Origin of the sequence: Pseudomonas sp. SIMBA_068 (assembly GCF_046534705.1) — a bacterium.
GTDB lineage: Bacteria > Pseudomonadota > Gammaproteobacteria > Pseudomonadales > Pseudomonadaceae > Aquipseudomonas > Aquipseudomonas putida.
This window is the reverse complement of the sequence record NZ_JAWRYI010000001.1, coordinates 305,602-327,955: the sequence shown is the minus strand read 5'-3', so window position 1 is coordinate 327,955 and position 22,354 is coordinate 305,602. Positions and strand designations below refer to the sequence as shown.

Genomic DNA, 22,354 nt, shown 5'->3' with positions numbered 1-22,354 from the left:
CAATCGCGTAGCACCGCAGCAAGGCAACCACGAGCCGACCTGCCGGAGCACACCTTCGCCTGGCCTGCCCACCCTTCCCCCTTCGAGCCTTCGCGTTCGCCGCCGCACTCCTGCGAACAGGACAGCCGCCAAGCGCCCTGATCTGCACCCGAGCATCAGCACAATTAACCCAAGATCGATGCGACGAGGTTTATTTCCATGGCACTGACACGCGAACAGCAAATTGCAGCCCTCGAGAAAGACTGGGCCGAGAACCCGCGCTGGAAAGGCGTGACCCGTACCTACACCGCCGCTGATGTCGTTCGCCTGCGTGGCTCCCTTCAGCCAGAGCACACCCTGGCCCGCCAAGGTGCAGAAAAACTGTGGAAGCTGGTCACCCAAGGTGCCCACCCGTCCTTCCGCCCAGAAAAAGATTTCGTCAACTGCATGGGCGCCCTGACCGGCGGCCAGGCAGTACAGCAGGTAAAGGCTGGCATCCAGGCCATCTACCTGTCCGGCTGGCAGGTTGCCGCCGACAACAACTCGGCCGAGTCCATGTACCCTGACCAGTCGCTGTACCCGGTTGACTCGGTACCGACCGTGGTCAAGCGCATCAACAACTCGTTCCGCCGCGCCGACCAGATCCAGTGGAAAGCCGGCAAGAACCCGGGCGACGAAGGCTACATCGACTACTTCGCGCCGATCGTGGCAGACGCCGAAGCCGGTTTCGGTGGCGTATTGAACGCCTACGAGCTGATGAAGAACATGATCGAAGCAGGCGCCGCTGGCGTGCACTTCGAAGACCAGCTGGCGTCGGTTAAAAAATGCGGCCACATGGGCGGCAAGGTGCTGGTACCAACCCAGGAAGCCGTACAGAAGCTTGTGGCCGCGCGCCTGGCAGCTGACGTGTCGGGCGTACCGACCATCATCCTGGCCCGTACCGACGCCAACGCCGCCGACCTGCTGACCAGCGACTGCGACCCGTACGATCAGCCGTTCGTGATTGGCGAGCGTACCCGTGAAGGCTTCTACAAGGTCCGCGCCGGCCTCGACCAGGCCATCTCCCGCGGCCTGGCCTACGCGCCATATGCCGACCTGATCTGGTGCGAAACCGCCAAGCCGGACCTGGACGAAGCCCGTCGCTTCGCCGAAGCGATCAAGAAGGAGTATCCGGACCAGATCCTGTCGTACAACTGCTCGCCTTCCTTCAACTGGAAGAAGAACCTGGACGACGCCACCATCGCCAAGTTCCAGCGCGAGCTGTCGGCCATGGGCTACAAGCACCAGTTCATCACCCTGGCGGGCATCCACAACATGTGGCACGGCATGTTCAACCTGGCGCATGATTACGCCCGCAACGACATGACCGCCTACGTGAAGCTGCAAGAGCAGGAATTCGCTGACGCTAGCAAAGGCTACACCTTCGTGGCGCACCAGCAGGAAGTGGGTACTGGTTACTTCGACGACATGACCACCGTGATCCAGGGTGGCGCATCGTCGGTCACTGCCCTGACCGGTTCGACCGAGGAAGAGCAGTTCCACTGATAGTGGGTTGCGATTGAACAAAAGCCCGGGGCTTGAGAAAGCTCCGGGCTTTTGTTTTGCCAATGCCTGTCGATACAAGCCATAGCGAAATCCATGATCAGGGCCATGCTTTCTCCGCAAAGACCACGGAAAACAGCCAGGGCTAATGGGTTCCTCTCATGCAGAACCTAGTATTATTGCCAGTTTTTCAGCCCCACACCTTCTGAGAGGCTAGCGACTCCCCCAAACAGGAGTCGCATCATGCCAACCATCCTCAACGCTGGCGAGCTGGACCCAGCGTATGCGTCGCAAGGCCGTTTTTCGCACCCAAAGTACGACCATCTCGGCCCGATCGCGATAATCGAATCAACTCAAAAAACACTTATTTCCTCGGCGCCCCGAAACGCGACAGCCCTCAAGCTGCTATGCCTTGAGCCTGGCGGTACGCTTGACCCCGAATTCGGTTCGCAAGGTGTCACAACGATCGAATATGAAGGTGCCCTGCGGGTCTTGCTGTCTGAGATCATTACGGATGAAGCTGGGCGAATATTTGTGGTAGGCGACTACAACGACGCCCCGAATTCATATCACCCCATCGTCGTTCGCTTGCACGCCAATGGAAAGCCCGACACCAGTTTTGGCGAGGACGGGAAGCCCTATCGGATTTATCCTTCGGTCAGCTCCACAACCAAGGCCTGGCCGACCGATTTGGCATCGCCCAGCAAGTACAGCAGTTCGTCTTCCCACGACAACGACGGCGCGGGCATACGGAACGGAGTGCTCTACTTCCGCTCGCGCGACCACGTTGTTGCAATCACGCTGAAGGGGGACCTGGCTACCGACTTCAATGGCACAGGCTACTGGCGCGCTGCGCACGGCAACGACCCAGTACTGCTGGGGGCACTGGCACTGAATGAACATGGTATTTATGCGGCGTACGCGCCCTTACCTACTGAAGACTTCAAGAACCACGTCATCGTGACCCGCCTCGATGAGCACGCCAAGATCGACAGGACATTTGCCGACGGTGGTTATCTGCACCTGCATACGCCAGGCCACACGCTGCTTCCTGCGCTGCTCAAGCAGTCAACCTCCAATCATCACTTCGTGCTGGCGTGCCGCACCGACATCAACACTTACGATGAGGGTACCGCGCTCATGTCGTTTAACAGCGACGGCACGCTGAACAACGGTTTCAATGAAGGGAGACCCGTCATTGTCGAAAAGCCCCCATCGGTAATGGCCTCCGCGTCAGATCTGTCCTTTGACGCCAGATCCGGCAACGCCGAGAAAATTTACCTGACCGTGCTTTATGAAAATGCAGAATCAGAGGGCCATTTTGTCACTCTGCGCTTCAACAGCGACGGCAAACCTGACCATGATTATGGCGCCAGTGGCTGGGCCTTCGTCGGAGAGCGCGGGATGGCCTCATGGATCCGCTGCCAACGCAATGGTCAACCGCTTGTCGCCTGCAATCTCAAGCTTGCGACAGATACCAAAAACGGCCTCTACGTGGTACGCCTCGGCGCCTGAAACAAAAGCGGGGCCGATCGGCGACAAGGAAGAACAGTTCCACTGCTAGTGGGTTGCTGTTGAACAAAGGCCCGGTGCTTTTGAAAGCACTGGGCCTTTGTTTTTTTTGGGGGGGCTACCCATTGCCCAGGGCGACATGGTGCCTGTCGTAAGGTTTGCGGTGTCGCGCGAGCGGCGCTCTCCCGCAGGCGCCGCATACCTGTCACCAAACCTATGCCCCCCTACAATCCAAAGGCATGACCAGCAAAACCCAGGATCAGGTCTATGCTTGAGGCAGCGCAGCAGCAAGGACCTCTGCCAAGCGGCCTGATGATTCTCGCCCTGGCTGCCGCCGCTCTCTATATATACGCCCCGGCCATCAACACCACGCTCTGGCGCGCCTTGGCCTGCAGCGGTTTGGCGGTGTTCGGTGCCGGCCGGCTCGTGAGCTCAGACAGCCTGATCGGCATCGACCGCTTCGTCAGCCCGTTCGCCGCCGCGCCGTACCTGATCATCCTCACCTACTGGCTCGGCCAGTGGGCGATTGCTTCATCAGCCCGTCACCGCTCAACCGATAAAGTATTGACCCAGAGCGGTGCGCGCAGTGTCGGAAGCTGCTAGAACAGGAGTCTTTCGCATTTGCAAGTAGGGGGGAATCGCCGGAGGAACTTTACAAGGCGCAGAACAGCCAAATTACATAGCATCAGGTCAAATGATATTAATTATCATTACGCAACTTGGAATTCGTTACCAGTCGCAAGAAACATAATTAACAAAACCGCACGCAATGCCCGAATTTCAAGGCTTTCAGCCATTTACGAGTGCCTTTTGTTCTTAATCCTACGAATAAATTTGCGACAGAAATTTTACTTGCACCGGCTTTACCCATAAAATCAGCGCGATTGATTCAGCTGCGACATTTGGTCACTGCACCTGCGACACCACGTCGCCGCTTTACTTATTTCAGACTGCAGAGCTGGGTCTCTGTATAAGGATCTCTAGCATGTCCGATTCGGCAGGACTCATCGCCCACAACTGGGGCTTTGCCATCTTCCTCCTGGGTGTCGTCGGCCTGTGCGCCTTCATGCTCGGCCTGTCCAGCCTGCTCGGTAGCAAGGCCTGGGGCCGCGCCAAGAACGAACCCTTCGAATCCGGCATGCTGCCCGTCGGCAGCGCCCGCCTGCGCCTGTCCGCCAAATTCTATCTGGTCGCGATGCTGTTCGTGATCTTCGATATCGAAGCCCTCTTTCTCTTTGCATGGTCTGTGTCCGTCCGCGAAAGCGGCTGGACCGGGTTCGTCGAAGCGCTCGTTTTCATAGCAATTCTGTTGGCAGGTCTTGTCTACCTATGGCGCGTCGGTGCTCTTGATTGGGCTCCCGAAGGTCGCCGCAAGCGGCAAGCGAAGCTGAAACAATGAGGCTTTGGCAATGCAATACAATCTCACCAGAATCGATCCGGATGCGCCTAACGAGCAGTACCCGGTAGGTGAACGGGAAACCGTCACCGATCAGCTGCTAGAGGACCAGGTCCACAAGAACATCTACATGGGGAAACTCGAAGATGTGCTGCGTGGCGCGGTCAACTGGGGTCGCAAGAACTCCCTCTGGCCGTACAACTTCGGCCTGTCCTGCTGCTACGTGGAAATGACCACGGCCTTCACGGCACCCCACGACATCGCCCGCTTCGGCGCCGAAGTCATCCGGGCGTCGCCGCGTCAGGCCGACTTCATGGTCATCGCCGGTACCTGCTTCATCAAGATGGCGCCGATCATCCAGCGCCTCTACGAGCAGATGCTCGAGCCGAAATGGGTCATCTCCATGGGTTCGTGCGCCAACTCCGGTGGCATGTACGACATCTACTCGGTCGTTCAGGGGGTCGACAAGTTCCTCCCCGTGGACGTCTATGTGCCTGGCTGCCCGCCACGCCCTGAGGCTTTCCTGCAAGGCTTGATGCTGCTGCAGGAGTCGATCGGCCAAGAACGACGCCCGCTTTCCTGGGTTGTTGGTGATCAAGGTATTTACCGTGCCGAGATGCCAGCCCAGAAAGACCTGCGTCGTGAGCAGCGCATTGCAGTAACCAACCTGCGCAGCCCCGACGAAGTCTGATCCAGCGACCTGCCGCCCGCTCCCCCTGGAGCCGGCGGCCTGGCTTCATTCTTAACGTTGACCCAAAGCGACCGAGACCATGACAGCGGACAACGCTATTTATATTCCGCCCTACAAGGCTGACGACCAGGATGTGGTCGTCGAACTGAACAACCGTTTTGGCGCCGAGGCATTCGTCGCCCAGGAAACCCGCACCGGCATGCCCGTGCTGTGGGTCAAGCGCGCCCAGCTCAAAGAGGTGCTCAGCTTCCTGCGCGGTGTCGCCAAGCCTTACAGCATGCTGTACGACCTGCACGGCGTCGACGAACGCCTGCGCACCCAGCGCCGTGGCCTGCCGGCCGCCGACTTCAGCGTGTTCTACCACCTGCTGTCGATCGAGCGTAACAGCGACGTGATGATCAAGGTGTCGCTGAGCGAAGGCGACCTGAACCTGCCGACCGTGACCGGTATCTGGCCAAACGCCAACTGGTACGAGCGCGAAGTGTGGGACATGTTCGGCATCGACTTTGCCGGGCACCCGCACCTCAGCCGCATCATGATGCCGCCCACCTGGGAAGGCCACCCGCTGCGCAAGGACTACCCGGCCCGTGCCACCGAGTTCGACCCCTACAGCCTGACCCTGGCCAAGCAACAGCTTGAAGAAGAGTCGGCGCGCTTCAACCCTGAAGCCTGGGGCATGAAGCGTCAGGGCGCCAACGAGGACTACATGTTCCTCAACCTCGGCCCCAACCACCCTTCGGCGCACGGTGCGTTCCGTATCGTCCTGCAGCTGGACGGTGAAGAGATCGTCGACTGCGTACCGGACATCGGCTACCACCACCGTGGCGCCGAGAAAATGGCCGAGCGCCAGTCCTGGCACAGCTTCATCCCCTACACCGACCGTATCGACTACCTCGGTGGGGTGATGAACAACCTGCCGTACGTACTGGCGGTGGAAAAGCTGGCAGGCATCAAGGTGCCGCAGAAGGTCGACGTGATTCGCGTGATGCTGGCCGAGTTCTTCCGCATCACCAGCCACCTGCTGTTCCTGGGTACCTACATCCAGGACGTGGGCGCCATGACCCCGGTGTTCTTCACCTTCACCGACCGCCAGCGCGCCTACACCGTGATCGAAGCGATCACCGGTTTCCGCCTGCACCCGGCCTGGTACCGCATCGGTGGCGTCGCCCACGACCTGCCGCGCGGCTGGGAGAAACTGGTCAAGGACTTCGTCGACTGGCTGCCAAAGCGCCTGGACGAGTACACCAAGGCTGCCCTGCAGAACAGCATCCTCAAGGGCCGTACCATTGGCGTTGCCGCGTACAACACCAAGGAAGCCCTGGAATGGGGCACCACCGGAGCCGGCCTGCGCTCCACCGGTTGCGATTTCGACCTTCGCAAAGCCCGCCCCTACTCCGGCTACGAGAACTTCGAATTCGAAGTACCGCTGGCCCACAACGGCGATGCCTATGATCGCTGCATGGTCCGTGTCGAGGAGATGCGCCAGAGTATCCGCATCATCGACCAGTGCCTGCGCAACATGCCGGAAGGCCCGTACAAGGCGGATCACCCGCTGACCACGCCGCCACCGAAAGAGCGCACCCTGCAGCACATCGAGACCCTCATCACGCACTTCCTGCAAGTCTCGTGGGGCCCGGTCATGCCGGCCAACGAGTCGTTCCAGATGATCGAGGCGACCAAGGGCATCAACAGTTACTACCTGACGAGCGATGGCGGCACCATGAGCTACCGCACCCGGATCCGTACCCCGAGCTACCCGCACCTGCAGCAGATCCCTTCGGTGATCAAAGGCAGCATGGTTGCCGACCTCATTGCGTACCTGGGCAGTATCGACTTCGTTATGGCTGACGTGGACCGCTAAGCATGAACAGCACGCTTATCCAGACAGACCGTTTCGCCCTGAGCGAAACAGAGCGCTCGGCCATCGAGCACGAGATGCATCACTACGAGGACCCGCGCGCGGCGTCCATCGAAGCCTTGAAGATCGTCCAGAAGGAACGTGGCTGGGTGCCGGACGGCGCCATCCACGCCATCGGCGAGGTGCTGGGCATCCCGGCCAGCGACGTCGAGGGTGTAGCCACCTTCTACAGCCAGATCTTCCGCCAGCCGGTCGGCCGCCACATCATCCGCGTGTGCGACAGCATGGTCTGCTACATCGGCGGCCATGAATCGGTCGTCAGCCAGATCCAGAGCGAGCTGGGTATCGGCCTCGGCCAGACCACCGCCGACGGCCGCTTCACCCTGCTGCCGGTGTGCTGCCTTGGCAACTGCGACAAGGCCCCGGCGCTGATGATCGACGACGACACCTTTGGCGACGTGCAGCCCGCTGGCGTCACCAAACTGCTGGAGGGTTACGTATGACCATTACTTCCTTCGGCCCGGCCAACCGCATTGCGCGTTCGGCCGAAACCCACCCGCTGACCTGGCGCCTGCGTGACGACGGCGAGCCTGTGTGGCTTGCCGAGTATCAGGCCAAGAACGGTTACGCCGCTGCCCGCAAGGCGTTGGGCGAGATGTCGCAGGACGACATCATGCAGACCGTCAAGGACTCCGGCCTCAAGGGCCGTGGCGGCGCAGGCTTCCCCACTGGCGTGAAGTGGGGCCTGATGCCCAAAGACGAATCCATGAACATCCGCTACCTGCTGTGCAACGCGGACGAAATGGAGCCGAACACCTGGAAGGACCGCATGCTGATGGAGCAACAGCCCCATCTGCTGGTCGAGGGCATGCTGATCAGCGCCCGCGCCCTGAAGGCCTACCGTGGCTACATCTTCCTGCGCGGCGAATACACCACTGCTGCAAAAAACCTCAACCGCGCCATCGATGAAGCCAAGGCCGCCGGCCTGCTGGGCAAGAACATCCTGGGCTCCGGTTTCGATTTCGAGCTGTTCGTGCACACCGGTGCCGGCCGCTACATCTGCGGTGAAGAAACCGCACTGATCAACTCGCTGGAAGGCCGTCGCGCCAACCCGCGCTCCAAGCCGCCCTTCCCTGCCGCCGTGGGCGTATGGGGCAAGCCGACTTGCGTGAACAACGTCGAAACCCTGTGCAACGTGCCGGCCATCGTCGCCAACGGCAACGACTGGTACAAGTCGCTGGCCCGCGAAGGCAGCGAAGACCACGGCACCAAGCTGATGGGCTTCTCTGGCAAGGTGAAGAACCCGGGCCTGTGGGAGCTGCCGTTCGGCGTCACCGCCCGCGAGCTGTTCGAAGACTACGCCGGTGGCATGCGCGACGGCTTCAAGCTCAAGTGCTGGCAGCCAGGCGGCGCCGGTACCGGCTTCCTGCTGCCCGAGCACCTCGACGCGCAAATGTACGCCGGCGGCATCGCCAAGGTCGGCACCCGTATGGGTACTGGCCTGGCCATGGCGGTAGACGACAGCGTCAACATGGTCTCGCTGCTGCGCAACATGGAAGAGTTCTTCGCCCGCGAGTCGTGCGGCTGGTGCACGCCATGCCGTGACGGCCTGCCGTGGAGCGTGAAGATGCTGCGCGCACTGGAAAACGGCCAAGGCCGTGCCGAAGACATCGAGACGCTTCTGGGGCTGGTCAACTTCCTCGGCCCAGGCCGTACCTTCTGTGCTCACGCACCGGGTGCCGTCGAGCCGCTGGGCAGTGCCATCAAATACTTCCGGTCCGAGTTCGAGGCCGGTGTCGCCCCAGCATCCGCTGGTGACACCCTGCGCCCAAACCTGGCCAAGCCAATCCAGGCCGGGCCGATCGTGGTCGGCGCATAACAAGATGATTAGGCGGGTGGTCCGTGCCACTCGCCAGCTTGCCGGCAGGCCCGATTCATTCGCGGCGTGTCGCAAGCCCACCGATTTCCATTAGCCACGCCCGCTCACGCGGGCCAACGAAGAACTTTGAACAATGGCCACTATCCACGTAGACGGCAAAGCGCTCGAAGTCAACGGTGCAGACAACCTGTTACAGGCGTGTCTGTCGCTAGGCCTCGACATCCCTTATTTCTGCTGGCACCCGGCGCTTGGTAGCGTTGGCGCCTGCCGGCAGTGCGCGGTCAAGCAGTACACCGACGAGAACGACACCCGTGGTCGTATCGTCATGTCCTGCATGACCCCTGCTTCCGACGGCACCTGGATTTCCATCGAAGATGACGAGTCCAAGGCGTTTCGCGCCAGCGTCGTCGAATGGCTGATGACCAACCACCCGCACGACTGCCCGGTGTGCGAGGAAGGCGGTCACTGCCACCTGCAAGACATGACGGTAATGACCGGCCACAACGAGCGCCGCTACCGTTTCACCAAGCGTACCCACCAGAACCAGGACCTCGGCCCGTTCATCGCCCATGAGATGAACCGCTGCATCGCCTGCTACCGCTGCGTGCGCTACTACAAGGACTACGCCGGCGGTACGGACCTGGGCGTCTACGGCGCTCACGACAACGTGTACTTCGGCCGCGTCGAAGACGGCGTGCTGGAGAGCGAATTCTCCGGCAACCTGACCGAGGTCTGCCCGACCGGCGTATTCACCGACAAGACCCACTCCGAGCGTTACAACCGCAAGTGGGACATGCAGTTCGCCCCAAGCATCTGCCACGGCTGCTCCAGCGGCTGCAACATCAGCCCCGGCGAGCGCTATGGCGAACTGCGCCGGATCGAAAACCGCTTCAACGGCTCGGTCAACCAGTACTTCCTGTGCGACCGTGGCCGCTTCGGTTACGGCTACGTCAACCGCAAGGATCGCCCACGCCAGCCACACCTGGCCGACGGCACCAAGCTGGGCCTGGACGCCGCCCTGGACAAGGCCGCCGACCTGCTGCGCGGCCGCACCATCGTCGGTATCGGCTCGCCACGCGCCAGCCTCGAAAGCAACTACGGCCTGCGTGAGCTGGTCGGCGCCGAGTACTTCTACTCCGGCATGGAAGCAGGCGAACTGGCCCGCGTGCGCCTGGCCCTGAACGTGCTGAACAACAGCCCGCTGCCGGTGCCAACGCTGCGCGACATCGAAGACCACGACGCCGTGTTCGTGCTCGGTGAAGACCTGACCCAGACCGCTGCCCGCGTCGCCCTGGCTGTACGCCAGGCCACCAAAGGCAAGGCCGAGGCCATGGCCGAAGCGATGAAAGTGCAGCCGTGGCTCGACGCCGCGGTGAAGAACATCGGCCAGCACGCGCTGTACCCGCTGTTCATCGCCTCCCTGGCTGAAACCAAGCTGGACGACGTCGCCGAAGAATGCGTGCACGCCGCCCCGGCCGACCTGGCCCGCATCGGTTTCGCCGTGGCCCATGCCATCGACCCGAGCGCACCTGCCGTTGCCGGCCTGGACGACGAAGCCAAGGCCCTGGCCCAGCGCATCGCCGACGCTTTGGTCGCTGCCAAGCGCCCACTGGTCGTTGCCGGTACTTCCCTGGCTGACCCGGCGCTGATCGAAGCCGCCGCCAACATCGCCAAGGCCCTCAAGCTGCGCGAGAAGAACGGCTCGCTGAGCCTGGTGGTGCCTGAGGCCAACAGCATCGGCCTGGCCATGCTCGGTGGAGAGTCCATCGATGCCGCGCTGGACGCGGTCATCAGCGGCAAAGCCGACGCCATCGTTGTACTGGAAAACGACCTGTACGCCCGCGTACCGGCCGCCAAGGTCGACGCTGCCCTGGCTGCAGCCAAGGTGGTGATCGTTGCCGACCACTCCAAAACCGCCACTGTCGACCGTGCCCACCTGGTACTGCCAGCGGCCTCGTTCGCCGAAGGCGACGGTACCCTGGTCAGCCAGGAAGGCCGCGCCCAGCGCTTCTTCCAGGTGTTCGACCCGCAATACCTGGACAGCAGCATCCAGATTCACGAGGGCTGGCGCTGGATGCACGCCCTGCGTGCCACCCTGCTGAACAAGCCGGTCGACTGGACCCAGCTGGACCACGTTACCAGCGCCTGTGCCGAAGCCGCCCCGCAACTGGCCGGCATCGTCAACGCCGCGCCAAGCGCCGCGTTCCGCATCAAGGGCATGAAGCTGGCCCGCGAGCCGCTGCGTTATTCCGGCCGTACTGCCATGCGCGCCAACATCAGCGTGCACGAACCGCGCACCCCGCAAGACAAGGACACCGCGTTCGCCTTCTCGATGGAAGGCTACTCGGGCTCCGCCGAACCGCGCCAGCAGGTGCCGTTCGCCTGGTCGCCGGGCTGGAACTCGCCGCAAGCCTGGAACAAGTTCCAGGACGAGGTCGGTGGCCACCTGCGTGCCGGTGACCCGGGCGTGCGCCTGATCGAGCCGCAAGGCGACCGCCTGAGCTGGTTCAGCGCCATTCCGGGTGCCTTCAACCCGGCCCGTGGCACCTGGACTGCCGTGCCGTTCTTCCACCTGTTCGGCAGCGAGGAAAGCTCGTCGCGCGCCGCCCCGGTGCAACAGCGCATCCCGGCTGCCTACGTGGCCCTGGCCAAGTCCGAAGCCGACCGCCTGGGTGTCAACGACGGTGCTCTGCTGAGCCTGAACGTTGCCGGTGTGGCCCTGCGCCTGCCGCTGCGCATCAATGAAGAACTGGGCGCTGGCCTGGTCGCGTTGCCGAAAGGCCTGGCCGGCATCCCGCCTGCCATCTTCGGTGCATCCGTCGAAGGTCTGCAGGAGGCAGCACAATGAGCTGGTTCACCCCCGAAGTGATCGACGTGATCATCCAGGTCGTCAAGGCTATCGTGGTGCTGCTGGCCGTGGTGGTCTGCGGCGCCCTGCTCAGCTTCGTCGAGCGCCGCTTGCTGGGCTGGTGGCAGGACCGCTACGGCCCGAACCGCGTTGGCCCGTTCGGCATGTTCCAGATCGCTGCCGACATGCTGAAGATGTTCTTCAAGGAAGACTGGAACCCGCCCTTCGTCGACAAGATGATCTTCACCCTGGCGCCGGTCGTGGCCATGAGCGCCCTGCTGATCGGCTTCTCGATCATCCCGATCACACCGGGCTGGGGCGTTGCCGACCTGAACATCGGCCTGCTGTTCTTCTTCGCCATGGCCGGCCTGTCGGTCTACGCGGTGCTGTTCGCCGGCTGGTCGTCGAACAACAAGTACGCCCTGCTGGGCAGCTTGCGTGCTTCGGCACAGACCGTATCGTACGAAGTGTTCCTGGGCCTGGCGCTGATGGGCGTGGTGGTGCAGGTAGGCTCGTTCAACATGCGCGACATCGTCGAGTACCAGGCGCAGAACCTGTGGTTCATCATTCCGCAGTTCTTCGGCTTCTGCACCTTCTTCATCGCTGGCGTCGCCGTGACTCACCGTCACCCGTTCGACCAGCCGGAAGCAGAACAGGAGCTGGCCGACGGCTACCACATCGAGTATGCCGGCATGAAATGGGGCATGTTCTTCGTCGGTGAGTACATCGGCATCATCCTCATCTCGGCGCTGCTGGTAACCCTGTTCTTCGGTGGCTGGCACGGCCCGTTCGGCATCCTGCCGCAAGTGCCGTTCCTGTGGTTCGCCCTGAAGACCGCGTTCTTCATCATGCTGTTCATCCTGCTGCGCGCCTCGATCCCGCGCCCGCGCTATGACCAGGTGATGGACTTCAGCTGGAAGTTCTGCCTGCCGCTGACCCTGATCAATTTGCTGGTGACCGCTGCGATCGTGCTCTACAACACGCCAGCCGTCGCGGCCCAGTGAGGATTTGACCCATGTTCAAGTATATCGGCGACATCGTTAAGGGCACCGGCACTCAGCTGCGCAGCCTGGCAATGGTGTTCTCCCACGGGTTCCGCAAGCGCGACACCCTGCAGTACCCCGAAGAACCCGTGTACCTGCCGCCGCGCTACCGCGGCCGCATCGTCCTCACCCGCGACCCCGATGGCGAGGAGCGCTGCGTAGCGTGCAACCTCTGCGCGGTGGCCTGCCCGGTTGGCTGCATCTCGCTGCAGAAGGCCGAGACCGAGGATGGTCGCTGGTACCCGGAATTCTTCCGCATCAACTTCTCGCGTTGCATTTTCTGCGGCCTGTGTGAAGAAGCGTGCCCGACCACCGCGATCCAGCTGACTCCGGATTTCGAAATGGCCGAGTTCAAGCGTCAGGACCTGGTGTACGAGAAAGAAGATCTGCTGATCTCCGGCCCCGGCAAGAACCCTGACTACAACTTCTACCGTGTTGCGGGTATGGCAATCGCTGGCAAGCCGAAAGGCTCTGCGCAGAACGAAGCCGAACCGATCAACGTGAAGAGCTTGCTCCCATAAGGACAGAAAGATGGAATTCGCTTTCTACTTCGCATCCGGGATTGCCGTGGTCTCCACCCTTCGGGTGGTGACCGGCACAAACCCCGTGCACGCCTTGCTTTACCTGATCATTTCGCTGATTTCCGTGGCCATGATCTTCTTCTCCCTGGGTGCGCCGTTCGCCGGCGCCCTGGAAGTGATCGCCTACGCCGGCGCCATCATGGTGCTGTTCGTGTTCGTGGTGATGATGCTCAACCTGGGCCCGGCTTCGGTCGCCCAGGAGCGCGGCTGGCTCAAGCCCGGCATCTGGGCAGGGCCGGTGATCCTCGGCACCCTGCTGCTGCTGGAACTGCTGTACGTGCTGTTCGTCGCCCCGAGCGGCGCTGGCATCAGCGGCACCACCGTGGGCCCGAAAGAAGTGGGCATCAGCCTGTTCGGGCCGTACCTGCTGGTGGTCGAACTGGCCTCGATGCTGCTGCTGGCTGCAGCCGTCACCGCCTTCCACCTGGGCCGCAACGAGGCGAAGGAGTAAATCATGGGTGCTATCCCTCTCGAGCATGGCCTGGCGGTCGCCGGTATCCTGTTCTGCTTAGGTCTGGTTGGCCTGATGGTCCGCCGCAACATCCTCTTCGTGCTCATGAGCCTGGAAGTCATGATGAACGCCTCTGCCCTGGCGTTCGTCGTCGCCGGGGCCCGTTGGGTCCAGCCCGACGGCCAGGTGATGTTCATTCTGGTGATCAGCCTGGCAGCCGCCGAGGCCAGTATTGGCCTGGCCATCCTGCTGCAGCTGTATCGCCGCTTCCACACTCTCGACATCGATGCTGCCAGTGAGATGCGCGGATGAACCTTCTCTTCCTGACTTTCGTCTTCCCCCTCGTCGGCTTCCTGCTGCTGTCGTTCTCGCGCGGGCGGTTCTCGGAGAACCTGTCCGCCCTGATCGGCGTCGGCTCGGTGGGCCTGTCGGCGGCTACCGCCGCCTATGTCATCTGGCAGTTCAATGTCGCCCCACCTGAAGGCGGCGCGTACAGCCAACTGCTGTGGCAGTGGATGTCGGTGGACGGCTTTGCGCCGAACTTCACCCTGTACCTGGACGGCCTGTCGGTCACCATGCTCGGCGTGGTTACCGGTGTCGGCTTCCTGATCCACCTGTTCGCGTCCTGGTACATGCGTGGCGAAGCCGGCTACTCGCGCTTCTTCTCGTACACCAACCTGTTCATCGCCAGCATGTTGTTCCTGATCCTCGGCGATAACCTGCTGTTCATCTACTTCGGCTGGGAAGGTGTAGGCCTGTGCTCGTACCTGCTGATCGGTTTCTACTACAGCAACCGCAACAACGGTAACGCGGCACTCAAGGCGTTCATCGTCACCCGCATCGGCGACGTGTTCCTGGCCATCGGCCTGTTCATCCTGTTTGCCCAGCTAGGTACCCTGAACGTGCAGGAACTGCTGGTGCTGGCACCGCAGAAATTCCAGGCTGGCGACACCTGGATGGTGCTGGCAACGCTGATGCTGCTGGGCGGTGCGGTCGGTAAATCGGCCCAGCTGCCACTGCAGACCTGGCTGGCCGACGCGATGGCTGGCCCGACCCCGGTTTCGGCACTGATCCACGCGGCAACCATGGTGACCGCGGGCGTGTACCTGATCGCCCGTACCAACGGCCTGTTCCTGCTGGCGCCGGACATCCTGCACCTTGTAGGTGTGGTCGGTGGCGTGACGCTGGTACTGGCCGGCTTCGCCGCGCTGGTACAGACCGACATCAAGCGTATCCTCGCCTACTCGACCATGAGCCAGATCGGCTACATGTTCCTGGCCCTGGGCGTTGGCGCCTGGGATGCGGCGATCTTCCACCTGATGACCCACGCCTTCTTCAAGGCCCTGCTGTTCCTTGCCTCCGGTGCAGTGATCGTTGCCTGCCACCACGAGCAGAACATCTTCAAGATGGGCGGCCTGTGGAAGAAACTGCCACTGGCCTACGCCAGCTTCGTGGTCGGTGGTGCTGCCCTGGCCGCCCTGCCGATCGTGACCGTGGGTTTCTACTCCAAGGACGAAATCCTCTGGGAAGCCTTCGCCAGCGGCAACACCGGCCTGCTGTACGCCGGCCTGGTCGGTGCGTTCATGACCTCGCTGTACACCTTCCGCCTGATCTTCATCGCCTTCCACGGCGAAGCCAAGACCGAAGCTCACGCGGGCCACGGCATCAGCCACTGGCTGCCGCTGGGCGTGCTGATCGTCTTGTCGACCTTCGTGGGTGCCTGGATCACCCCACCGCTGGCAGGCGTGCTGCCTGAAAGTGCCGGCCACGCCGGTGGCGAAGCCAAGCACGCGCTGGAGATCACCTCGGGTGCCATCGCCATCGCCGGTATCCTGCTGTCGGCCCTGCTGTTCCTGGGCAAGCGCAGCTTCGTCAGCGCCGTCGCCAACAGCGGCATCGGTCGCGCCCTGTCGGCCTGGTGGTTCGCCGCGTGGGGCTTCGACTGGATCTACGACAAGCTTTTCGTCAAACCGTACCTGCTGATCTGCCACATCCTGCGCAAGGACCCGGTAGACCGCAGCATCGGCCTGATTCCGCGGATGGCGCGTGGCGGTCATGTCGCCATGAGCAAGACCGAGACTGGCCAACTGCGCTGGTACACCGCCTCTATCGCCGTGGGTGCCGTGCTGGTGCTCGGTGCCGTGCTAGTGGCTGCGGTATGACAATGAATCTTGCGACTTTGCCAAAGGAAACCAACCCGTCATGATTTTGCCTTGGCTGATCCTGATCCCCTTCATCGGCGGCTTCCTGTGCTGGCTGGGTGAGCGCTTCGGCGCCACCTTGCCGCGCTGGATCGCGCTGCTGACCATGTCCCTGCTGCTCGGCATCGGCCTGTGGCTGTGGGCTAACGGCGACTACACCCTCGCCCCCGCTCCAGGCGCCGAGCCTGCCTGGGCCCTGGAATACAAACTCCAGTGGATCCAGCGCTTCGGCATCAGCATCCACCTGGCCCTCGACGGCCTGTCGCTGCTGATGATCCTGCTCACCGGCCTGCTCGGTGTGCTGTCGGTACTGTGCTCCTGGAAAGAGATCCAGCGCCACGTCGGCTTCTTCCACCTCAACCTGATGTGGATCCTCGGCGGCGTCGTCGGTGTGTTCCTGGCCCTGGACCTGTTCCTGTTCTTCTTCTTCTGGGAAATGATGCTGGTGCCGATGTACTTCCTCATCGCGCTCTGGGGTCACAGCTCGGCAGACGGCAAGAAGACCCGGATCTACGCGGCGACCAAGTTCTTCATCTTCACCCAGGCCAGCGGCCTGATCATGCTGGTGGCGATCCTTGGCCTGGTGCTGGTCAACTACAACACCACCGGCGTGCTCACCTTCAACTACAGCGACCTGCTCAAGGCCGAGCTGCCAGCCGGTGTCGAATACGTGCTGATGCTGGGCTTCTTCATTGCCTTTGCGGTGAAGCTGCCGGTGGTACCGTTCCACTCCTGGCTGCCTGATGCGCACGCCCAGGCACCGACCGCAGGCTCCGTCGATCTGGCCGGTATCTTGCTGAAGACCGCGGCCTACGGCCTGCTGCGCTTCGCCTTGCCGCTGTTCCCGAACGCGTCGGCCGAGTTCGCGCCGATCGCCATGACCCTGGGCCTGATCGGTATCTTCTACGGTGCCTTCCTGGCCTTTGCGCAAACCGACATCAAGCGCCTGATCGCCTTCTCCAGCGTCTCGCACATGGGCTTCGTGCTGATCGGTATCTACTCCGGCAGCCAGCAGGCCCTGCAAGGTGCGGTGATACAGATGCTGGCTCACGGCCTGTCGGCTGCGGCACTGTTCATCCTGTCCGGCCAGCTGTACGAGCGCCTGCACACCCGTGACATGCGTCAGATGGGCGGCCTGTGGCACCGCATCGCCTACCTGCCGGCGATCAGCCTGTTCTTCGCCGCAGCATCGCTGGGGCTGCCGGGTACCGGCAACTTCGTCGGCGAGTTCCTGATCCTGATCGGCAGCTTCGCGCACGTACCATGGATCACCGTGATCGCCACCACCGGCCTGGTCTTCGGCTCGGTCTACTCGCTGATCATGATCCACCGCGCCTACTTCGGCCCGGCCAAGGCCGATACCGTACTGGCCGGCATGGACGGTCGCGAACTGATCATGGTGCTGGGCCTGGCGGTACTGCTGATCCTGCTGGGCGTGTACCCGCAGCCGTTCCTCGACACCTCTGCCGCCACCATGAGTGGTGTGCAGCAGTGGCTCGGTTCCGCTTTCACTCAACTCGCTTCGGCCCGGTAAGAGCGCTATGGAATTCACCACTCAACACTTCATCGCATTGGCGCCGATGCTGATCACCACCATCACCACGGTGGTGGTGATGCTGGCGATCGCCTGGAAGCGCAATCACTCGCAGACCTTCCTGCTGTCCACCGTGGGCCTGAACCTGGCCCTGCTGTCGATCCTGCCGGCGCTGAAGGTCGCGCCGCTGGCGGTTACCCCGCTGATCACCATCGACAAGTTCGCCTGCCTGTACATGGCGATCATCCTGGTGGCGACGCTGGCGTGCGTCACATTGGCCCACGCCTACCTCGGCGAAGGCTCCAAGGGCTTCCCGGGCAACCGTGAAGAACTGTACCTGCTGCTGCTGATGTCGGCCCTCGGTGGCCTGGTGCTGGTCAGCGCCAACCACCTGGCCGGCCTGTTCATCGGCCTGGAGCTGCTGTCGGTACCGGTCTACGGCCTGGTGGCGTACGCCTTCTTCAACAAGCGATCACTGGAAGCCGGCATCAAGTACATGGTGCTGTCGGCCGCAGGCTCCGCTTTCCTGCTGTTCGGCATGGCCCTGCTGTACGCAGATGCCGGTAGCCTGAGCTTCGACCAGATTGGCAAAGCCCTGGCAACCACCAGCATGCCAAGCCTGGTGGCCCAGCTGGGCCTGGGCATGATGCTGGTCGGCCTGGCCTTCAAGCTGTCGCTGGTACCGTTCCACCTGTGGACCCCGGACGTATACGAAGGCGCCCCGGCGCCGGTCGCCGCGTTCCTGGCAACCGCCAGCAAAGTGGCAGTATTCGCCGTTGTCGTGCGCCTGTTCATGCTCTCCCCTGCTGCCAGCAGCGGCGCGCTGAGCACCGTGCTGGCGGTGATTGCCGTGGCCTCGATCCTGATTGGCAACCTGCTGGCGCTGACCCAGAGCAACCTCAAGCGCCTGCTGGGTTACTCGTCCATCGCCCACTTCGGCTACCTGGTCATTGCCCTGGTTGCCAGCAAAGGCCTGGCCCTGGAAGCCATGGGCGTGTACCTGGTCACCTATGTGATCACCAGCCTGGGCGCCTTCGGTGTCATCACCCTGATGTCCTCGCCTTACGGCGGCCGTGACGCCGATGCACTGTACGAGTACCGCGGCCTGTTCTGGCGCCGCCCGTACCTGACCGCGGTACTGACCGTGATGATGCTGTCGCTGGCGGGTATCCCGCTGACCGCTGGCTTCATCGGCAAGTTCTACATCATCGCCACTGGCGTCGAGTCGCACCTGTGGTGGCTGGTCGGTGCGCTGGTGATCGGTAGCGCCATCGGCGTGTACTACTACCTGCGCGTCATGGTCACCCTGTACCTGGTCGAGCCTAATCTGCGTCGCCACGACGCCCCACTGAAGTGGGAACAGCGCACCGGTGGCGTCATGCTGCTGGCCATCGCCATTCTTGCCTTCGTACTCGGCGTCTACCCGCAACCGCTGCTGGAACTGGTCCAGCAAGCCGGCCTGCAACTGATCGGCTGATCACCCCGGCCACACAAAACACCCCGCCTATGCGGGGTGTTTTTTTATCTGCGCAGTTTTTTCACTGCCCCCAATGACGCCTCACTCAACCGGGCTGGCCTGGCCTGCCCCAGGCAGGGCGGCCTTGCGCAAATCACCATTGGCCGAAGGCAGGTACACTTCCGGATTGGGCATCCCGCCGGGGGACAGTTCGTGAGTCATTTCGAATTCGGCGCGTACTGACCAGCCGCATGCCTCAGTGGTGCCCACCCGTGGCCAGAACGGGTCATGGCTGTCGGCACACCACAACAGCACTTGCCGTTCACGTGGCGTCAGGCGAACCGGGGCGCGCGCCGGGGGTTGCTGTGGGTGTAGTGCGTTGTCAGTCATGCTGGTACTCCACGGGTGATTGAGCGAGGCATCGCTGCCGGTCTGCAACCACCTTACGAAGCCCATGCCGCCTCTCTCCACCGGTGCGGCTTGTAAAGAACTTTCGTACAAAAGCGTCTGACGAAAGCAGTGCAAGATTTGCTGAGTTTCTTCGTGCTCCAAGCGGCATTTCGCTCGTCTCAACGCCGTTGTCCATTCGTCTTTCGCCTGGAGTCGTACAATGCGTTCCGTTTATTCCCCATCGTCCTGCCTTGGCCTGCTGGCTGCCTTTGTTGCCGCCCAGCCCGCCCTGGCAGCATCCTCGGTCGAATTGGGCCAGGTGCTGATCACCGATGAGGAGCAGAACGACCTGACAGCTGCCAGCGAACGCCTGCGGGAGGTGCCAGGCGCCAGCAACCTGGTGGACATGCAAAGCGTGGGGCAAGGCCGAGTGGCCAGCAACCAGGACGTGCTGGCCTACCAGCCCGGCGTATTCGCCCAATCGGCGGGCAACGATGGCATCAAACTGTCGATCCGCGGCTCGGGCATCAACCGCGCGCCGGGGGCCCATGGCTCCGGGGTGTACACGATGTTCGACGGCCTGCCACTGACTGGCCCGGGCGGTACACCCTACGAGTTGTTCGAGCCGCTATGGCTGAGCCGTGCCGAAGTGCTGCGGGGCGCCAATGGTTTCGACCAGGGTGCCCTGGCGCTGGGCGGCGCGATCAACTATGTCACCCACACCGGCTACGACGCCGCGCCGCTGCAAGTGCGCTACGAGGTCGGCAGCCGCGGTTACCAGCACCGGCACATCAGCTCGGGGCAAGTGCTGGGCAACCTCGACTACTACATGGCCCTGACCGACTCGGAATATGACGGGTATCAGGCGCACAGCAGCGGCAGTGCCAAGGGCATTGCTGCCAATGTCGGCTACCGCTTCAACCCGAACCTGGAAACCCGCTTCTACCTGCGCTACCGCGAGACCGAAAACGAACTGGCCGGGCGCCTGACCAAAGACCAGATCAAGCACCACCCGCGCGCTGCCAACCCGGCCTATCTGGCCCGCGACGACAGCCGCCCGCAACCAGGCAGCACCTGGGTGGGCAACAAGACCACCTTCTACCTCGACGACGATGCGCGCCTGGAAGCCGGCCTGGTCTATCACGATTACCCGATGGACCTGCGTGAAGGCCCGATGCGCCTGAAGGTGGCCTATACCGATGTCAGCGGCACGCTGAACTATTTCCGCCGCGACACGCTGCTTGGTCACGAAAGCAAGACCACCATCGGCTGGCGCACCACCAAGCACCTGCCCAACAGTGGCGCTTCACAATTTACCCGCGATGGCGATGTATTCGGCGCGCGCACCCGTGACTTCACCTACCAGGGCTCGGACACCGTGCTGCATGTCGGCAACGACCTGGAACTGGTCCCGGACCTGTGGTTGACCACGGGTCTTGCGATGATCTACACCCGCCGCGAAAGTGCCGTGACCTACCCGGCCGAAGGTGGCAAGGTGAGCATGCATGACTGGGACTACGCACCGCGCCTGGGGCTGCGCTACGACATCCGCCCGGACTTGCAGGTGTACGGCAACCTCAGCCGCTCGGTAGAACCGCCACACCCGTGGTCGCTGATCTGGAGCGCGCCCAGCACAGGCGGCAAACAGATCCAGCCGATCGAGATGCAGAACCAGACTGCCACTACCCTGGAGCTGGGCGCGCGTGGCGACTCGGCGCTCGGCCGCTGGGACCTTGCCTGGTACTACTCGCAAGTGCGCCACGAACTGCTGGCCGTGGAGGTGGTGCCTAACTTCACCTCGGAGTTCAACGCCAGCGCTACCGTGCACCAGGGCGTGGAGGCCGGCCTCGACAGCACCCTGTGGGAAAGCGCCGGCACCGGCAAGCTGAGCTTGCGCCAGGCCTATACCTTCAGCGACTTCCACTACCGTGATGACGACAAGTTTGGCGACAACCGCCTGCCCGGCATCCCCATGCACTACTACCAGGCCGAACTGCGCTATGACTGGCCGAGTGGCTTCTATGCCGGGATCAACACGCAAATGGCGTCGAAGGTGCAGGTGGACTATGCCAACAGCTACCACGCCGATGAATATGCCTTGCTCGGCGCGCGCCTGGGCTGGAATTCACCCAAACACGACTGGCAGACCTGGCTGGACCTGCGCAACCTGACCAACAAGCGCTATGCGGCCACGGTGACACCCACCTACAACGATGCCGGCAAGGACAACGCCCGCTCTACGCCGGGCGAAGGGCTTGGCGTTTATGCCGGCGTTTCCTACAGCTTCCGCTAGAACATGCAGCGCACTGTTTCTGTAGGAGCAGCCTTGTGCTGCGAAGAGGCCGGTACAGATCACGCATCAGTATGGTCTGTGCCGGCCTCTTCGCAGCACAAGGCTGCTCCTGCAAAGACCGCGTCAAACCGCCCGGTTCAACTTCACCCACGAAGCAAACTTGTCGACAAACGCCTGCAAGAACGGCCGGGTCTTGTCGTTGAGCTTGCCCGAGTCCTCGAACAGGCTTGCGGCACCGCCAATGTAGGCTTCGGGCATCTGCATGCACGGCATGTCCAGAAACACCAGCGACTGGCGCACGGCATGGTTGGCGCCAAAGCCGCCAATGGCCCCGGGCGATACACTCACCACCGCCGTCGGTTTGCCACTCCAGGCACTTTGCCCGTACGGCCGCGAGCCCACATCGATGGCATTTTTCAGGCAGCCCGGCACTGATCGGTTGTATTCTGGCGTGACGAACAACACCGCATCACTGCGACGGATCTCCTCGCGAAACCGCTTCCACGCCTCCGGCGGCGCTTCGGCCTCGACGTCCTCGTTGTACAACGGCAAATCGCCAATTTCGACGATCTTCAGGGCAAGGCTGGACGGCGCCAGCTCCGAAAGTGCGCGGGCGACCTTGCGGTTGTACGACTCCTTGCGCAAGCTACCCACGACAACCGCTACCGAATACACCTGGCTCATGGCAATTTCCAACCTT

18 protein-coding genes and 1 pseudogene are annotated in these 22,354 nt (G+C 62.4%); 17 read left to right on the top strand and 2 right to left on the bottom strand.

Annotation, left to right across the window (positions count from 1 at the left end; all coding sequences use genetic code 11):
- Positions 1-198 precede the first annotated feature (198 nt).
- The 16 genes and pseudogenes from aceA (at position 199) to nuoN (ending at position 18,992) form a co-directional block, all read left to right on the top strand.
- Entirely contained in the window at positions 199-1,524 is a 1,326-nt protein-coding gene (gene aceA / locus SB756_RS01435) for an isocitrate lyase (protein ID WP_012273289.1), read from the top strand.
- A gap of 240 nt (positions 1,525-1,764) precedes the next feature.
- Positions 1,765-3,036 carry a delta-60 repeat domain-containing protein gene (locus SB756_RS01430; RefSeq protein WP_410910026.1) on the top strand — a complete coding sequence of 424 codons (1,272 nt, stop codon included), beginning with the start codon at positions 1,765-1,767 and terminating at the stop codon, positions 3,034-3,036.
- Between the two features lie 342 nt (positions 3,037-3,378).
- Positions 3,379-3,636 (top strand): annotated as a pseudogene (locus SB756_RS01425) (lysoplasmalogenase family protein); the annotation flags it as partial.
- A 382-nt stretch (positions 3,637-4,018) separates the two neighbouring features.
- The gene (locus SB756_RS01420) at positions 4,019-4,432 is read left to right on the top strand and encodes an NADH-quinone oxidoreductase subunit A (RefSeq protein ID WP_003251427.1); all 414 of its coding nucleotides are present in this window, start codon (positions 4,019-4,021) and stop codon (positions 4,430-4,432) included.
- 10 nt (positions 4,433-4,442) lie between these two features.
- Positions 4,443-5,120, top strand: coding sequence for a NuoB/complex I 20 kDa subunit family protein (locus SB756_RS01415; protein ID WP_012313769.1), 678 nt, complete (start codon positions 4,443-4,445; stop codon positions 5,118-5,120).
- 79 nt (positions 5,121-5,199) lie between these two features.
- The gene (gene nuoC / locus SB756_RS01410; protein WP_019470487.1) at positions 5,200-6,981 is read left to right on the top strand and encodes an NADH-quinone oxidoreductase subunit C/D; all 1,782 of its coding nucleotides are present in this window, start codon (positions 5,200-5,202) and stop codon (positions 6,979-6,981) included.
- 2 nt (positions 6,982-6,983) lie between these two features.
- A complete protein-coding gene (nuoE, locus tag SB756_RS01405) occupies positions 6,984-7,481 on the top strand; it encodes an NADH-quinone oxidoreductase subunit NuoE (protein WP_012273294.1) in 498 nt (165 codons plus the stop codon).
- Positions 7,478-8,857: an NADH-quinone oxidoreductase subunit NuoF gene (nuoF, locus tag SB756_RS01400; RefSeq protein ID WP_410910025.1), complete on the top strand. Its 1,380-nt coding sequence runs from the start codon at positions 7,478-7,480 to the stop codon at positions 8,855-8,857. Before nuoE ends, nuoF begins: the two co-directional genes overlap by 4 nt.
- 133 nt (positions 8,858-8,990) lie before the next feature.
- A complete protein-coding gene (gene nuoG, locus SB756_RS01395) occupies positions 8,991-11,705 on the top strand; it encodes an NADH-quinone oxidoreductase subunit NuoG (RefSeq protein ID WP_049276690.1) in 2,715 nt (904 codons plus the stop codon).
- A complete protein-coding gene (gene nuoH / locus SB756_RS01390) occupies positions 11,702-12,709 on the top strand; it encodes an NADH-quinone oxidoreductase subunit NuoH (protein WP_012273297.1) in 1,008 nt (335 codons plus the stop codon). The genes nuoG and nuoH overlap by 4 nt, the downstream gene beginning before the upstream one ends.
- Positions 12,710-12,720: 11 nt before the next feature.
- Entirely contained in the window at positions 12,721-13,269 is a 549-nt protein-coding gene (gene nuoI / locus SB756_RS01385; RefSeq protein ID WP_003251442.1) for an NADH-quinone oxidoreductase subunit NuoI, read from the top strand.
- Positions 13,270-13,279: 10 nt separating this feature from the next.
- The gene (gene nuoJ, locus SB756_RS01380; RefSeq protein WP_016488224.1) at positions 13,280-13,780 is read left to right on the top strand and encodes an NADH-quinone oxidoreductase subunit J; all 501 of its coding nucleotides are present in this window, start codon (positions 13,280-13,282) and stop codon (positions 13,778-13,780) included.
- Positions 13,781-13,783: 3 nt separating this feature from the next.
- Positions 13,784-14,092: an NADH-quinone oxidoreductase subunit NuoK gene (gene nuoK / locus SB756_RS01375; RefSeq protein ID WP_003251446.1), complete on the top strand. Its 309-nt coding sequence runs from the start codon at positions 13,784-13,786 to the stop codon at positions 14,090-14,092.
- Positions 14,089-15,942 carry an NADH-quinone oxidoreductase subunit L gene (nuoL, locus tag SB756_RS01370; protein WP_016498749.1) on the top strand — a complete coding sequence of 618 codons (1,854 nt, stop codon included), beginning with the start codon at positions 14,089-14,091 and terminating at the stop codon, positions 15,940-15,942. Before nuoK ends, nuoL begins: the two co-directional genes overlap by 4 nt.
- Positions 15,943-15,982: 40 nt before the next feature.
- Positions 15,983-17,515, top strand: coding sequence for an NADH-quinone oxidoreductase subunit M (nuoM, locus tag SB756_RS01365; protein ID WP_258653377.1), 1,533 nt, complete (start codon positions 15,983-15,985; stop codon positions 17,513-17,515).
- 7 nt (positions 17,516-17,522) lie between these two features.
- A complete protein-coding gene (gene nuoN / locus SB756_RS01360; RefSeq protein ID WP_019470482.1) occupies positions 17,523-18,992 on the top strand; it encodes an NADH-quinone oxidoreductase subunit NuoN in 1,470 nt (489 codons plus the stop codon).
- A gap of 81 nt (positions 18,993-19,073) precedes the next feature.
- On the opposite strand, the gene SB756_RS01355 is transcribed toward nuoN, so the two are convergent.
- On the bottom strand, positions 19,074-19,361 hold the full coding sequence (locus SB756_RS01355) for a hypothetical protein (RefSeq protein ID WP_410910024.1): 288 nt from the start codon (positions 19,359-19,361) through the stop codon (positions 19,074-19,076).
- 220 nt (positions 19,362-19,581) lie between these two features.
- On the opposite strand from SB756_RS01355, the gene SB756_RS01350 reads away from it, so the two are divergent.
- Positions 19,582-21,654 carry a TonB-dependent receptor family protein gene (locus SB756_RS01350; protein WP_410910023.1) on the top strand — a complete coding sequence of 691 codons (2,073 nt, stop codon included), beginning with the start codon at positions 19,582-19,584 and terminating at the stop codon, positions 21,652-21,654.
- Between the two features lie 123 nt (positions 21,655-21,777).
- Here SB756_RS01350 and chrR read toward each other — a convergent pair whose 3' ends face one another.
- The gene (gene chrR, locus SB756_RS01345; RefSeq protein ID WP_174370026.1) at positions 21,778-22,338 is read right to left on the bottom strand and encodes a class I chromate reductase ChrR; all 561 of its coding nucleotides are present in this window, start codon (positions 22,336-22,338) and stop codon (positions 21,778-21,780) included.
- Between the last annotated feature and the right edge of the window lie 16 nt (positions 22,339-22,354).